Annotated in this window: 7 protein-coding genes, 2 tRNA genes and 2 rRNA genes; all 11 read right to left on the bottom strand. The window is 40.9% G+C overall.

Annotated features, from left to right (window positions below):
- Positions 1-114 precede the first annotated feature (114 nt).
- The 11 genes from J4771_RS10555 to leuS all read right to left on the bottom strand — a co-directional run bounded on the left by J4771_RS10555 (position 115) and on the right by leuS (position 15,097).
- Positions 115-2,871 (bottom strand): 23S ribosomal RNA (locus J4771_RS10555).
- 171 nt (positions 2,872-3,042) lie between these two features.
- A tRNA-Ala gene (locus tag J4771_RS10550) sits at positions 3,043-3,116 on the bottom strand.
- Positions 3,117-3,128: 12 nt separating this feature from the next.
- Positions 3,129-3,202, bottom strand: a tRNA-Ile gene (locus tag J4771_RS10545).
- 141 nt (positions 3,203-3,343) lie between these two features.
- A 16S ribosomal RNA gene (locus J4771_RS10540) occupies positions 3,344-4,860 on the bottom strand.
- Together the 16S and 23S rRNA genes with 2 tRNA genes alongside form the textbook arrangement of a ribosomal RNA operon.
- Before the next feature lie 771 nt (positions 4,861-5,631).
- The gene (locus J4771_RS10535; protein ID WP_224134966.1) at positions 5,632-7,296 is read right to left on the bottom strand and encodes a tetratricopeptide repeat protein; all 1,665 of its coding nucleotides are present in this window, start codon (positions 7,294-7,296) and stop codon (positions 5,632-5,634) included.
- 98 nt (positions 7,297-7,394) lie between these two features.
- A complete protein-coding gene (locus tag J4771_RS10530) occupies positions 7,395-8,267 on the bottom strand; it encodes a PstS family phosphate ABC transporter substrate-binding protein (protein WP_224134965.1) in 873 nt (290 codons plus the stop codon).
- A 263-nt stretch (positions 8,268-8,530) separates the two neighbouring features.
- Complete coding sequence (locus J4771_RS10525; RefSeq protein ID WP_224134964.1) at positions 8,531-9,373, bottom strand: energy transducer TonB; 843 nt, start codon at positions 9,371-9,373, stop codon at positions 8,531-8,533.
- Positions 9,374-9,403: 30 nt separating this feature from the next.
- A complete protein-coding gene (locus J4771_RS10520; protein ID WP_224134963.1) occupies positions 9,404-9,970 on the bottom strand; it encodes an ExbD/TolR family protein in 567 nt (188 codons plus the stop codon).
- Between the two features lie 10 nt (positions 9,971-9,980).
- Positions 9,981-10,589, bottom strand: coding sequence for an ExbD/TolR family protein (locus J4771_RS10515; RefSeq protein ID WP_224134962.1), 609 nt, complete (start codon positions 10,587-10,589; stop codon positions 9,981-9,983).
- Positions 10,590-10,659: 70 nt separating this feature from the next.
- Complete coding sequence (locus J4771_RS10510) at positions 10,660-11,529, bottom strand: MotA/TolQ/ExbB proton channel family protein (protein ID WP_224134961.1); 870 nt, start codon at positions 11,527-11,529, stop codon at positions 10,660-10,662.
- A 256-nt stretch (positions 11,530-11,785) separates the two neighbouring features.
- The gene (gene leuS, locus J4771_RS10505) at positions 11,786-15,097 is read right to left on the bottom strand and encodes a leucine--tRNA ligase (RefSeq protein ID WP_224134960.1); all 3,312 of its coding nucleotides are present in this window, start codon (positions 15,095-15,097) and stop codon (positions 11,786-11,788) included.
- Between the last annotated feature and the right edge of the window lie 2 nt (positions 15,098-15,099).

Below are 15,099 nucleotides of genomic sequence, written 5' to 3'. Positions count from 1 at the left end.
AGGGTGTCAGGATATTAGCAATCCCTCAACACACCAATCTTTAAAATTCTTAATTTTTATCGATAAAAACTTTCACAAAGAGCAAACCTGCGCTTGCCCCCGGGTGCCCAACCAGGCCATAAATCTACGGGTAATTAGTACTGCTCGGCTATGACATTGCTGTCTTTACACCTGCAGCCTATCGACGTGGTCATCTCCCACGACCCTTAAAAGATGTCTCATCTTGAGGCAGGTTTCGCACTTATATGCCTTCAGTGCTTATCCTTTCCAAACGTAGCTACTCAGCGGTGCACCTGGCGGTACAACTGATACACCAGAGGTTTGTTCAAATCGGTCCTCTCGTACTAGATTCAAGCCCTCTCAAACATCTAACGCCCGCAATAGATAGAGACCGAACTGTCTCACGACGTTCTGAACCCAGCTCGCGTGCCACTTTAATGGGCGAACAGCCCAACCCTTGGGACCTTCTCCAGCCCCAGGATGTGACGAGCCGACATCGAGGTGCCGAACCTCCCCGTCGATGTGAGCTCTTGGGGGAGACTAGCCTGTTATCCCCGGAGTACCTTTTATCCTATGAGCGATGGCCCTTCCATGCGGAACCACCGGATCACTATGTCCTGCTTTCGCACCTGATCGACTTGTAGGTCTCACAGTCAAGCACCCTTATGCCATTACACTCTGCGCACGGTTACCAAGCGTGCTGAGGGTACCTTTGAAAGCCTCCGTTACTCTTTTGGAGGCGACCACCCCAGTCAAACTACCCACCACGCAGTGTCCTTCCCTTAGGAAGTTAGGCTCCAAGTAAACAAAGGGTGGTATTTCAACGTCGGCTCCACCGACACTAGCGTGCCGGCTTCAAAGCCTCCCACCTATCCTACACATTGTTTACTCAAAGTCAATACGAAGTTATAGTAAAGGTTCACAGGGTCTTTTCGTCCCATTGCGGGTAATCGGCATCTTCACCGATACTACAATTTCACCGAGCTCGTGGCTGAGACAGTGCCCAGATCGTTACACCATTCGTGCAGGTCGGAACTTACCCGACAAGGAATTTCGCTACCTTAGGACCGTTATAGTTACGGCCGCCGTTTACTGGGGCTTCAGTCAAAAGCTTCGCTTGCGCTAACTTCCTTCCTTAACCTTCCAGCACCGGGCAGGTGTCAGACCCTATACAGCATCTTTCGATTTAGCAGAGTCCTGTGTTTTTGATAAACAGTCGCCTGGGCCTCTTTACTGAGGCCTCCCCTGGGGGAGGCGTCCCTTCTTCCGAAGTTACGAGACTATTTTGCCTAGTTCCTTAGCCACGACTCACTCGAGCACCTTAGGATTCTCTCCTCGACTACCTGTGTCGGTTTTGGTACGGGTTGCTTCACTTCGGCTTTTCTTGGAAGCGCTTTCCCTGCAGCAGCTTCGCCCGGAGGCTAGGCCTTGACTATTCCGTCAGTCTCCAGCAGGTACGGCGCTCCGTCCCCTTTTTAGTGTGAGCAAGTACGGGAATATTAACCCGCTGTCCATCCACTTCCCCTCTCGGGTACGCGTTAGGTCCCGACTAACCCTCAGCTGATTAGCATGGCTGAGGAAACCTTAGTCTTTCGGTGAGGGGGTTTCTCGCCCCCTTTATCGTTACTTATGCCTACATTTTCTTTTCTGTCCGCTCCACAATGCCTCGCGACACTGCTTCGGCGCAGACAGAATGCTCCCCTACCAGATATATCCTACGATATAAATCCATAGCTTCGGTACTATACTTATGCCCGATTATTATCCATGCCGAACCGCTCGACTAGTGAGCTGTTACGCACTCTTTAAATGAATGGCTGCTTCCAAGCCAACATCCTAGCTGTCAATGCAGTCCAACCGCGTTGTTTCAACTTAGTATAGATTTGGGGACCTTAGCTGTTGGTCCGGGTTCTTTCCCTTTCGGACATGGACCTTAGCACCCATGCCCTCACTGCCGCGCAACATTTATTAGCATTCGGAGTTTGTCAGGAATTGGTAGGCGATGAAACCCCCGCATCCAATCAGTAGCTCTACCTCTAATAAACTTATCGCGACGCTGCACCTAAATGCATTTCGGGGAGTACGAGCTATCTCCCAGTTTGATTGGCCTTTCACCCCTACCCACAGGTCATCCGAAGACTTTTCAACGTCAACCGGTTCGGTCCTCCACTTTGTGTTACCAAAGCTTCAACCTGCCCATGGGTAGATCACAAGGTTTCGCGTCTAATCCTGCCAACTAAGCGCCCTATTCAGACTCGCTTTCGCTCCGCCTCCGCACCTGAAGTGCTTAAGCTCGCTGGCAAAATTAACTCGTAGGCTCATTATGCAAAAGGCACGCCGTCACCCAACTTGTGGGCTCCGACCGCTTGTAGGCGTACGGTTTCAGGTTCTCTTTCACCCTCCTATTCGGAGTGCTTTTCACCTTTCCTTCACAGTACTTGTTCACTATCGGTCTTTCAGGAGTATTTAGCCTTGGAGGATGGTCCCCCCATATTCAGACAGGATTTCACGTGTCCCGCCCTACTCATTTATCACTTATGTATGCCTTTCATGTACGGGGCTATCACCCTCTACGGCCGTTCTTTCCAGAACATTCTATTAAACATATAAAAGCTTTTGGGCTAATCCGCTTTCGCTCGCCACTACTTACGGAATCTCTTCGATTTCTTTTCCTCCGGGTACTTAGATGTTTCAGTTCTCCGGGTTTGCTTCCCTTGCGGGATAATACATCTTCAATGTATTGGGTTGCCCCATTCGGACATCCGCGGATCAATTCGTGTGTGCCGATCCCCGCGGCTTTTCGCAGCTTACCACGTCCTTCTTCGCCTCTGAAAGCCTAGGCATCCGCCATACGCCCTTAACGATTTCCTTCCTAATTGTTATATTAGTATATTTTTATACTCGGCGCCCGAAGGCGCTCGGTTTTCTCTTTGTGATGTCTTTACCGTTAATGTCAATGATCTTAATGTCTTTTCTTCGTCCTGATGAACAGATGTTGTTTTTGGCTCCATCCGTAACCTTTAAACCAGGCCCCCGAAACTGTGGAGAATAAGGGAGTCGAACCCTTGACCTCCTGCGTGCAAGGCAGGCGCTCTAGCCAGCTGAGCTAATTCCCCTCTATCAATTAGTAGTCTCGGGCAGGCTCGAACTGCCGACCTCTACATTATCAGTGTAGCGCTCTAACCAGCTGAGCTACGAGACTGCTTGCTATTAATCTCTTCCCTGTACTAATTTCTAGTGGGTTTATTTTTAAATACCAACCAAAGTAAAAAAACTAAAGCGAACTTCAAGCAAGTTCTTTCGTGCCGAGGCACTTGTCTGTTTAACGTCGAACGACGCTCTAAAATGAGATGTTCCAGCCGCACCTTCCGGTACGGCTACCTTGTTACGACTTAGCCCTAGTTACCTGTTTTACCCTAGGCAGCTCCTTTTACGGTCACCGACTTCAGGTACCCCAGACTTCCATGGCTTGACGGGCGGTGTGTACAAGGCCCGGGAACGTATTCACCGCGCCATGGCTGATGCGCGATTACTAGCGATTCCAGCTTCATAGAGTCGAGTTGCAGACTCCAATCCGAACTGAGACCGGCTTTCGAGATTCGCATCCACTCGCGTGGTAGCTGCCCTCTGTACCGGCCATTGTATTACGTGTGTGGCCCAAGACGTAAGGGCCGTGATGATTTGACGTCATCCCCACCTTCCTCTCTACTTGCGTAGGCAGTCTCACTAGAGTCCCCAACTGAATGATGGCAACTAGTGACAGGGGTTGCGCTCGTTGCAGGACTTAACCTAACACCTCACGGCACGAGCTGACGACAACCATGCAGCACCTTGAAAATTGCCCGAAGGAGGATCTATTTCTAAATCTGTCAATTCCCATTTAAGTCTTGGTAAGGTTCCTCGCGTATCATCGAATTAAACCACATAATCCACCGCTTGTGCGGGCCCCCGTCAATTCCTTTGAGTTTCATCCTTGCGGACGTACTCCCCAGGTGGCTAACTTATCACTTTCGCTTGGTCTCCGAGCCTTGCGGCCCGAAAACGAGTTAGCATCGTTTACGGCGTGGACTACCAGGGTATCTAATCCTGTTCGCTCCCCACGCTTTCGTCCCTCAGCGTCAGTTGAATCTTAGTGACCTGCCTTCGCAATCGGTGTTCTAAGTAATATCTATGCATTTCACCGCTACACTACTTATTCCAGCCACTTCAAATTCACTCAAGACCCGCAGTATCAATGGCAGTTTCGCAGTTAAGCTGCGAGATTTCACCACTGACTTACGGGCCCGCCTACGGACCCTTTAAACCCAATAAATCCGGATAACGCTTGCACCCTCCGTATTACCGCGGCTGCTGGCACGGAGTTAGCCGGTGCTTATTCGTACAGTACCTTCAGCTCCCCTCACGAGGGGAGGTTTATCCCTGTACAAAAGAAGTTTACAACCCATAGGGCCGTCGTCCTTCACGCGGGATGGCTGGATCAGGCTTCCACCCATTGTCCAATATTCCTCACTGCTGCCTCCCGTAGGAGTCTGGTCCGTGTCTCAGTACCAGTGTGGGGGATCTCCCTCTCAGGACCCCTAAAGATCATCGACTTGGTGGGCCGTTACCCCACCAACTATCTAATCTTGCGCGTGCCCATCTCTATCCACCGAAGTTTTCAATAATAATTGATGCCAATCATTATATTATGGGGTATTAATCTTCCTTTCGGAAGGCTATCCCCCAGATAGAGGCAGGTTGCACACGTGTTACGCACCCGTACGCCGCTCTCAAATCCCCGAAGAGATTCTACCGCTCGGCTTGCATGTGTTAGGCCTCCCGCTAGCGTTCATCCTGAGCCAGGATCAAACTCTCCATTGTATGTTTGTCTTGACTCGCTCAAAGTTGTTTACGCCTTAGTTTTTTCCTTACTTTTTTGGTTGTTATTTGTATGTCAATGAACTTGTATTCTCTTCGCGCCCCGGAAACTCTCTCTGTCGTTTGTTCCGATTTGCGAGTGCAAAAGTATGAACTATTTTTGATGTGGCAAAATTTTTTGGAGAAAAATTTAAAATATTTTCTAACTGCTTAAAATTCAGCGCGAAAAATTTCAGAGATTTTAACCCCTACCAAATTCATAACCAAATCCTCTACTCCGCTACCCCAAACTCTACCGATTAGGGACTGCAAAGATAAAAAGATTTTTCAATACACCAAAACTTTTTTTAAAAAAATTACAGAGGCTTTTTCCTCAACAAATCTTCTTTGTTTATGTTTTCTACTTCGCTCCGCCTCTCTCGATTTGGGATTGCAAAAATACTGAGTTTCTCTAATAATGCAAATTTTTTAGCTAATATTTCTTAATTAAAATCACAAGTGTTTGATTTTCTGAAAGAAAAATTTCACTTTAGCACGTAGAAGAAGTTTGATTATTTATGCATAATAGGATTTTGAAGTGCTCTTAAAAGTTTGAAAAGAAGCAATCAATTTCTTTTTAGCCCCGATTGCAGCGGTTACCCCGCAATCCCGAAATTTCGGGATGAGGAGTATGAGCGGAAAGCGGGACTGACTTTGAAAGTAGCGTAAAACTGCACGCTACAAAAAAATTCCCACTCTTTCGAATGGGAACTGATTGGTCTTTATATTAAAGAACTATTTGTTTAACTGTTTGTTCAAGTTTACAGCATCTTGGTAGGTTGGATTCAACTGTACTGATTTTGCTGCGTAGTCTTTCGCTTTAACTGGATCATTCTCCTTTACCAAATAAGCGACAGCAAAATAAGCATAGGAAAGAATTTCTTTGTTAGCTTCCATCTCTGAAGGCTTTACAGTGCTTATGAATTTTTCGTATGCTGATTTAGCTAATTCAGATTGACCAGCTTGTTGGTATGCATAACCTATACTATAATACGCAGGGGCCCAATCTGGAAGCAATCCGCTCATTTTTTGCCAAGACATAATTGCCCCGTTCCAATTTTTAGCTTCTTGATAAGCGTTTGCCAATTTAAATAAAGCGTCCGTATCTTGTGGATTTGCTGCTACCATCTTTTTCAATCCTTCAATTTGAGGATTCGTTGGACCTGCGTCAACTGCAGCTTGATTTACTCCTCCACCGCCTTTAATCTTAAGTAGTTCATCATCCCATTTCATTGTCTCGTCCTTAGCAGCTTTTGCAATTGCAAGCTTCTGTTGAGATTCCGCCAATAACGCTGCTTTTTTAGTTGCATCCTTTTCTTTTTCTGCCAATCCTGCTGCGAGCAACCCTTCTAAACCTTGATCTGCTGGAAGAACTCTAGATTTATCTGCTTTAGAAATAAAAGTGTCCATAGCGGTTTTTGCTCCCGCATAATCTCCATCTGCATATAATAAGTAAGCTCTCAACTTATATTTGATTGGGTCATCAACCTTGTCAAAAACCTTGTCGAGATATGTTTTGGAGTTTGCATAATCCTCGTTGGTAAAAAATAGCTTCGATATTTCCAACTGGGTATTTGCATCTTCATCTGCATATTTTGCATAGTTGATTAAATCTTGCGTTGCAAGAGCATTTTGCTGATATTTGATACTGTATCCAGCTTTTGCTTTGTAAGCAGGTGCGTAAGTTGGATCGATAGAAATTGCTTTGTCAATATTTTGCTTCGCTTGCTGCCATTGTTGAGCCTGCATCCAAAGTGTTCCAATTCTTGTATAAACGGAAGCCTTGTTCTTTGCTGTTGGAAGGGCTTTCTCATACGCCGTCATTGCCGCACCTGCAACTTGTGGGCTTGTTGTTAACTTAAGTCTGTAAGCATCTCCGAGAGTGTAATAGTAGTTTGCAGGAGTTCCATTTTTAGCCGATCTTTCAACTGCTTTGTTTAGGTACTCAATTGCTAAATCTGCAGTTTGCGCACCACCAAAAAGTGTTAATGCTTCTGCAGCTCTGTAAAGAACTTCAGCGTCTTTTTCTTTAGAATCTTTTACTATATTTTGGATCTCTGTTACTGCTGATTTATCACCCTTTCCTAATTTAACTGATGCTAAACCAACCCTGTTCAAATAGCTTTTTTTATCGGCCATCAGTCCTTTATTGAAATTCTCGGTAGCTTTTTCAAAATTGGGTTCGAACTGAGTTAAAAAAGAGTTTCCTAAATAAAAATAATTTTCAGCAGTTGCAGATTTAGTTACCATATCGTTGAACACTTGCCTTGCTGCAGCATATTTATGGCTATCAGCATTGGCAATGCCTTCCTGCAAAGTTTGAGCGAAAGCAAAGCTAGACAAGAAAGCTGCCGCAACTCCTAAAGTAATTTTTTTAGATAAATTCATTATATCTTTCATTTTAATTTGTTTAAATAATTTTAATTTGTGTTTACATAATACCCAATTTTTGTACCAAAAATTTCAAGGGGATTTCTATTGGTAGATTTTTATAAAAATTAACGCATCTGAACCTCTCTCTTAAAGATGTTATAAGGCTGTAAACCTTCTTTTTCAACAACGATTTGACCTAATTGCTGACATGAGAACCTTATAAATCCATTACCCAAACCATAATAACCTTCGTTGGTAAGAAAATATAAAACTCTTGTGAACGGATACGTCATATTTTTTAAATTGATAATGTCGGGTTCATACGATTTTCCGCCCTCGACCACTTTTAAAATCTTAACAGAATTCTTTAAACTTTCTGACTCTTTGTCATAAGGTCTGCTTATAGTATTTAAAGAAATAACACCAATTTTATCGGGGTATTTGTTAAGTTGTTCAATAATATTTTTATTCCCACTGATAATAGAATATTTCAATTTATCTGGCGTGGATTTAAACTTCTGCGCTACAAAATTTAAATTGCTGGAATTTGTGCCATCAAAAATAATCTTTTTATTATCTGACTGAAGTTCCTTTTCTATTTCCTCTACAGAAATGTTTTCTTTGGCCGAATTTTTAGGAACCACAAAAACTACAGCGTCTGCCGCAAATTTCGCAGGCTGCATTTCCATATCAATTTTGTCCTTGTAACCTTGCTTTTCTTTTTCAGTCAATTCTCGCGACATTATAATCACGCGTGCTTTGTTATCGAGCAAATCCAAGAAAGCCAAATCTTCTTTTTTGATGACCAAATTAATCTTGGTATTAGGATTTAATGCCATATATCTTTCAGTGAGTGCTTCTGATACACTTTTGAAAGATTCATCTGCTGTAACAGTTATGGTCCCAAGCTGTGGATTATCTACAATTTTGTCGGTCTTTTTGCACGAAATGACCAGGACAAAAAAACTAATGAGAAAAATTTGAAAATTATGCTTCATTTCTATCCTGACGTATTCTGTAAATGGCGCGACCTATTCTGAAAATTCCATATAATATGAGCAACCCTCCCAAAGGGTATGCAATATTTGGTTCTAAAAAAATAATAAAGAACTTATAAATGATAACGGCAATTCCTAAAACTATATAAAAAATTCCCGTTATTAAAGACAACCAATTAAACATCATAAAAGCAAAAATACACAAAAAAATAAAAAAGAGAAGCCAACGCTTCTCTTTTAAGAAAATTTTATAAATTTTACTTTTATTCAAACTGCATCGTTAATGGTAATCTGTATCTGTAACGTACAGCTTGACCATTAATTTTTGCAGGAGCCCATTTATTTTTAATAGACTTCACAGTTCTGATTGCTTCAGCATTCATTGCAGAGTTACTACCAGTGGCTTTTACATCAGTAATACTTCCATCTCTTTCAACTACAAAAGTAACTTCAGATTTCACAACACCTTCATCACCATTCATTACAGAAGTATCGAAATTACTATTTACTTTACTTCTAAAAGCGTTGATTCCTCCCGGGAATTCTGCCAACTGCTCCACTTCCGTGTACACCTGAGTTTCAGAAACCTGAGGCTTCACTTCCACCGTTTCAGTTTTTGTACCTGTTGACGGCGGTGGCGGTGGTGGAGTGTAACTAGGTGTTTTTACACCTTCTTGGTTAACTAAACCTGTTGTTGTTTCCAACTGTTTTGTAATTGGTGGAGGTGGAGTTTCAACCTTTGGTGCTTTCACCGGCTCTGGAACTACGTTTTGAATCACCTCTTGTTTAGGCTCTTCTTTAGGCGGTGGTGGCGGTGGTGGTGGTTCATCCTCTTTTGGCTGTTCTATAATTGGATCCTCTTCCAAAATATTTACCAAATCTGCTTTTACCTCAACTTTATCAGGTGCGGTAAGTCTTTTGATTGTGGAATAAATTAATGGAGATAATGCCAAAATCAAGAACAGAATCGTACCAATCACAAAGGCTCTTGTGAGTAGTTTTGGGTACGTGTGTCTTAAGTCATAGGCACCGTATTCCTTATTTCTGTTTTCAAATACGATTTCGTCTAGGGTAAGATTATCATCGTATCGAGTTTCGTTTGCCATTCTAAATAAATATTAAATTATTTAATTAAATTATTTTGTAGGAGCTGGAGTTGCCGTTCCTGAAACTTTCTTTTCATAAATAGCTTTCTCCCAAGGTTTGATATCGGTGATACCATAAATCTCATTCTTGGTAATTGCCATTTCGTCAAGCATATCTACAAAATTTTTATATACTGCATCGTCCGTTGGCTTGATGATTACCGTAAATTTGGTTTGATCTTTAGCTCTGGCTTTTGCCTGCTCAATTACTTTTGTAATTCCAGTTCTGTCAAAAGTTGTTTCCTGCAAAGTTTGTTCGTTCAAACCAGCTTGATCCAACTGATGATAGAATATTCTGTTGTCTTTTCCTAATATTAACGAAATTGAGTTGGTTAAATCAATCTCAGTTGGTGGCGGTTTTGGTTGGTCTGCTTTTGGTTTTGCAGGTAAACCTAGATCCATCACGTTTGGTTTGCTAAATGTTGTCGTAAACATAAAGAACGTAATTAATAGGAATCCTAAATCCACCATTGGAGTCATGTCAACTCGGGTATTCTGCTTTTTCGAACGGACCTTGCCGCCTTTGTCGCCTTTTTCCTGTACTTGTACTTCTGCCATTTCTAGTGAATTATTCGTTAGGTTTTCCTTCTTGTGATGTAATCAGCCAGAATTTAAGAAAATCGATATCTCTTAAACCTTCAAATAGGGATTTTACTTTTGGATACTCTGTAGAAACGTCTCCTTTGATTGCCATTTTGTAATCAGGATTCACGGCCAAACTTTGTTGTACCCAATCGATTAATTCCTTTTTTGTACTGTCCATAGGAATTCCTGTAGGACTTTTATACGCTTTTTGCTCATCTTCCGACATGTTCAAGTAACTTTTCAGTTGAGTCATCGGTACACCGATTGCCTGAACTTTCGTAAACGCCACTTTCTCATTATTGTTGAAAGTCATCCCGTATTTTTTACCCATATTGTCAAGAAGCTGCATTCTTTCAGTTCCGTTTTCTACAGGCTGGAAATAGAATTTTCCTTGGGGTGTAACATTTACAGTCATTAAACTTCCATCAGGTAATAATTTCTCTGATATCGAAGATGGCGGTTTTATTTGCTCCACATCAGGTTTTTTGAACTGTGTGGTCAAGATAAAGAACGTAAGTAACAGGAACGCAACGTCGCACATCGCGGTCATATCGGTTACTACACCGTGTCTTTTTGGTTTAACTCTCGCCATTATTTTTTCTTAATTAAATTATACTTTCTAAAACTGCATTTTTTTAATGCAAATACTTTGCCTGGAATTCTTAGTGGAATTCAGCGAAAGACTGTTGGATAGACATTGCGATTTCGTCAATCTTATAAGTCAACCCGTCGATTTTAGAAGTAAAGTAGTTGTAAAGGATAATCGCGATTGCAGAAGTACCAATACCTAAAGCCGTGTTAATAAGTGCTTCAGAGATACCGATTGATAATGCAGCCGCATCCGGTGTTCCACCACCTGAACCTAAAGCGAAGAACGCCTTGATCATCCCGATTACCGTTCCAAGAAGCGCTACCAAAGTTGCAACAGTTCCTAAAGTTGAAAGAATCATCATATTCTTTTCCAACATCGGCATTTCAAGAGTTGTAGCTTCTTCGATTGCCTTGTTCAAAGCAACCATTTTCTGCTCCTTGTTTAACGATGTATCGTGAGCAAGCGCCTTGTAAGTTGTAAGACCTTCTTTCACCACATTTCCTACAGAACCTTGTTGTCTGTCGCACTCTTCCAAAGCTTCGTCAACTCTGTTTTGGTTCAACAAACTTCTTACTTTTACTACGAAGTTATCAAGATTTCCTGCTCCAGAAGCTTTTCTAAGAACGAAGAAACGCTCGAAAGAGAAAACGATTACCGTAATCATGAAAGTAATCAAGATTGGTACTATTGGTCCACCCATATAAATAATTCCCATGAACGATGAAGGATGAAGCTCTTTTGCGTCTAGATCAGCAAAAGCAACAGAAGCCTGTCCTGCAATCCTCGCATCTTCTTTAAAATTATTAGGGCTTCCTAAAACAAAAATGTAAATCGCAATACCTACGATTAACAAAATTGGCAAGATAAAAGCTGGATTTAATCCTCCTTTTTTCTTTGGTGCAACATCTACGTGCTCGTTGTTTGAAACATTCATTTCCATACTAAACTAAATTATAATTGTTATTTTTTTTAATTTTCGAGGTGTAAAATAAAGTTAAAATATTTAATAATGCAAGTATTTCTACGGTATCGGAAATAATTTTTTTGATGTTAAGATTCATTAACATTACATAATTACTAAAAATTGAAATCAATTTTGATAATAATAACCGATTTTAAAAATACCATTAAAAATTCAAAAAATTAACCGCCTTTTTTTTACGATTGCTTTAGAAAAAATTTCTGCATGATTTTTTTTACGTAACAATATTAATGATTTTTTTTGGGACTATGATGATTTTTTTTGGCAAATTTCCTGCTAATTGCTGAATTATTCTCTCATCGCCCATTGCGCTTTCTTCGATTTGTTGAGCAGATAAATCTGCAGGCAATTTTAGCTTAAACTTCATTTTTCCGTTGAAACTTACAGGATATTCAATTTCGTCTTCAACCAAATATTTTTCTTCAAATTTTGGGAAAGGCTCAAATTCAATGGAACTTGAATATCCCAAATTTTCCCATAACTCTTCGGAAATGTGCGGTGCATAAATAGAAACAAGGATTGCAAGGGGTTCCAAGATCTTTCTCTTGTTGGTTTTCAACTTTTGGAATTCATTCACCGCAATCATAAACTGCGCTACAGAAGTATTGAAAGAGAAATGATCAATATCCGTAACCACTTTTTTAATTAAAGTGTGAAGGACTTTATATTCTTCTTTTGTCGGTTCTTCTTCTGAAACTTCAAAGACTTCTCCGTTAAAGTAAAGATTATAGAATTTTTTCAAGAATCCGTAAACACCGCTTAAACCTTGTGTATTCCACGGTTTGCTTTGTTCTAAAGGCCCCAAAAACATTTCGTACAACCTCAAACAATCCGCACCATATTCTTCACAGATATCGTCGGGATTTACCACGTTGTATTTTGATTTGGACATTTTTTCTACTTCCCTTTCGGTAATATATTTTCCATCCTCTAAAATAAATTCTGCATCAGCAAACTCTGAACGCCAATTTTTGAATTTTTCAATATCCAATTCGTCGGAAGTTCCCTTTAATAAAGAAACATCAACATGGATTTTTTGAGTTTGGTAGTCTTTTGCCAAATTTTTAGAAACATATTGATTGGTTTCATCAATTCGGAAAACAAACGCACTCATCCCCAAAATCATCCCCTGATTAATCAATTTTTTGAAAGGTTCATCCTGCTCGATATAACCCCGGTCTTTCAAAAACATATTCCAAAAACGGGAATACAATAAATGTCCTGTCGCGTGTTCACTTCCACCGATATACAAATCAACTTGTCCCCAATAATCGGAAAGATTTTTTTCGGTAAAAACCTGATCGTTTTTCGGATCCATGTATCTCAAGAAATACCACGAACTTCCTGCCCAACCAGGCATTGTAGAAAGCTCCAAAGGAAAAACAGTGATGTTGTCAATCAAATCTGTGGAAACTACTTTCTCATTCATTTCGTCCCACGCAAAATTTTTGGCGTTTCCTAAAGGCGGATCACCATTTTCTGTCGGCAAATATTTTTCAACTTCGGGAAGTTCCAATGGAAGCGCGGAAACAGGCAGTGTAGAAGGGATTCCGTCTTTATAGAAAACAGGTACAGGTTCTCCCCAATATCTTTGGCGGGAAAAAATTGCGTCTCTCTGTTTATAGTTTGTCGTTCCGTGACCAATTCCACGATTGGTGATTTCATCAATGATTCTTGCTTTGGCTTCATCATATTTCATCCCATTCAAAAAATCGGAATTCACACAAACTGAATCTTTGGAATCATACGATTCTTCTTGAACATCATTCTCGTTTTCGATCACATTGATAATTGGCAAATTGAATTTCTTCGCAAAACGGTGGTCGTTCTCGTCGTGTGCAGGAACCGCCATCACCGCACCTGTTCCGTAACCCATCAAAACGTAATCTGAAATATAAATCGGAATTTCTTTTTCTGTAAAAGGATTTACCGCATAACTTCCCGTGAAGGCGCCCGACACATTTTTCACATCCGCCATTCTGTCGCGTTCTGTTTTTTTGGAAGTTTCATCGATGTAATTATCAACTTCCGTTTTTTGTTCAGGAGTTGTCAATTTTTCAACCAAGGGATTTTCGGGAGCTAAAACCATGAAAGTTGCACCAAAAATAGTATCGGGACGGGTTGTGAAAACCTCTATCCCCCTTTCCCCCAAAGGGGAGAGCAATGGTTGATTATCTGATTGAATTTCGCTTAAGCTGTCATTACTTAATTTTTCTTCAGCGAAATTTGGTCGAGATTCTAATTTTTGAATGATTGTTTTAATGACGTTTTCATTGTCGCCAATTACTTCTTGATTTTTAAATCTAATGATTTCAAATCCTTCATTTTCTAAAACTTTAGTTCTTTCTTCATCAGAAATTTGCTGTTTTGCTGCAAGATGATAACCTCCATCAACTTCGATTATTAACTTTTTCGAAAGACAAACAAAATCAACAATGAAATCATTAATCAAATGTTGTCTTCTGAATTTATGCTCTAATTTTTTTGATTTTAACTGTTCCCAAAGTAATGCCTCTGCTTCTGTTGGATTGTCCCTATTTTCTTGTGCTTTCTTAATTAACAGTGCCGAATTATTTCCTCCTGTCAAATAGCCAAATTTTTTGGACTCTTTTTGTAGAGATTTATTTGTAGAGTCGTTCTCCCCTTTGGGGGAAAGGGGGAATCTGACTTCTGCCCCCATCGATTTCCCAATCCAATAATCCTGCGAATCTTTTAAAGGTTGTGGCCAATCGATATTCTGTAAACCTTGCAACAATCTTTCGGAATATGCGGTAATTCTCATGCTCCACTGCATCATTTTCTTTTGGAAAACAGGGAAACCGCCACGTTCAGATTTACCGTCTTTCACTTCATCATTCGCCAAAACAGTTCCCAAAGCAGGACACCAATTCACGGTTGTTTCAGCACGATAAGCCAATCGATAGTTTAATAAAATATCTTGTTTGTCAAGTTCAGAAGCGTTTTTCCATTCTTCCGCAGTGAAATGTAATTCGTCATTTTGTACTGCCGATAAATTTGCAGTTCCATGTTCCTCAAAATGCTTGATTAAGGTTTGAATCGGTTCCGCTTTATCAGTGATTTTATTGTACCAAGAATGAAAAAGTTCAATAAAAATCCACTGCGTCCATTTGTAATAAGATGCATCGGAAGTTCTTACTTCGCGGCTCCAATCGAAGGAAAAACCAATTTTTCTTAATTGTTCTTCGTAACGGGTAATATTTTGCTGGGTTGTAATTGCGGGATGAGTTCCTGTCTGAATCGCGTATTGTTCCGCAGGTAATCCGAAAGAATCGTAACCAATCGGATGCAGCACGTTGAAACCTTGATGCCTTTTGTATCTCGCATAAATATCCGAAGCGATGTAACCAAGCGGGTGACCAACATGCAAACCCGCTCCTGAAGGATAAGGAAACATGTCTAAAACATAAAATTTTGGTTTATCAGTTTGGTCGGAAGTTTTGTAGGTTTGGTTTTCTTCCCAATATTTCTGCCACTTTTTTTCTATCGATTGGTGATCGTAAAACATTC

Origin of the sequence: Candidatus Kaistella beijingensis (assembly GCF_020084865.1) — a bacterium.
In the GTDB taxonomy this organism is placed as follows: Bacteria; Bacteroidota; Bacteroidia; order Flavobacteriales; family Weeksellaceae; genus Kaistella; species Kaistella beijingensis.
The sequence above is the reverse complement of the archived record's forward strand: the minus strand, read 5'-3'. Positions and strand labels throughout refer to the sequence as shown.

Excerpts from the sequence above, each read along its gene's own strand:
- J4771_RS10535 (WP_224134966.1), bottom strand. The coding sequence starts at position 7,296 with ATGAAAGATATAATGAATTTATCTAAAAAAATTACTTTAGGAGTTGCG.
- J4771_RS10510 (WP_224134961.1), bottom strand. The coding sequence starts at position 11,529 with ATGGAAATGAATGTTTCAAACAACGAGCACGTAGATGTTGCACCAAAG.
- J4771_RS10530 (WP_224134965.1), bottom strand. The coding sequence starts at position 8,267 with ATGAAGCATAATTTTCAAATTTTTCTCATTAGTTTTTTTGTCCTGGTC.
- J4771_RS10525 (WP_224134964.1), bottom strand. The coding sequence starts at position 9,373 with ATGGCAAACGAAACTCGATACGATGATAATCTTACCCTAGACGAAATC.
- J4771_RS10515 (WP_224134962.1), bottom strand. The coding sequence starts at position 10,589 with ATGGCGAGAGTTAAACCAAAAAGACACGGTGTAGTAACCGATATGACC.
- J4771_RS10520 (WP_224134963.1), bottom strand. The coding sequence starts at position 9,970 with ATGGCAGAAGTACAAGTACAGGAAAAAGGCGACAAAGGCGGCAAGGTC.
- leuS (WP_224134960.1), bottom strand. The coding sequence starts at position 15,097 with ATGTTTTACGATCACCAATCGATAGAAAAAAAGTGGCAGAAATATTGG.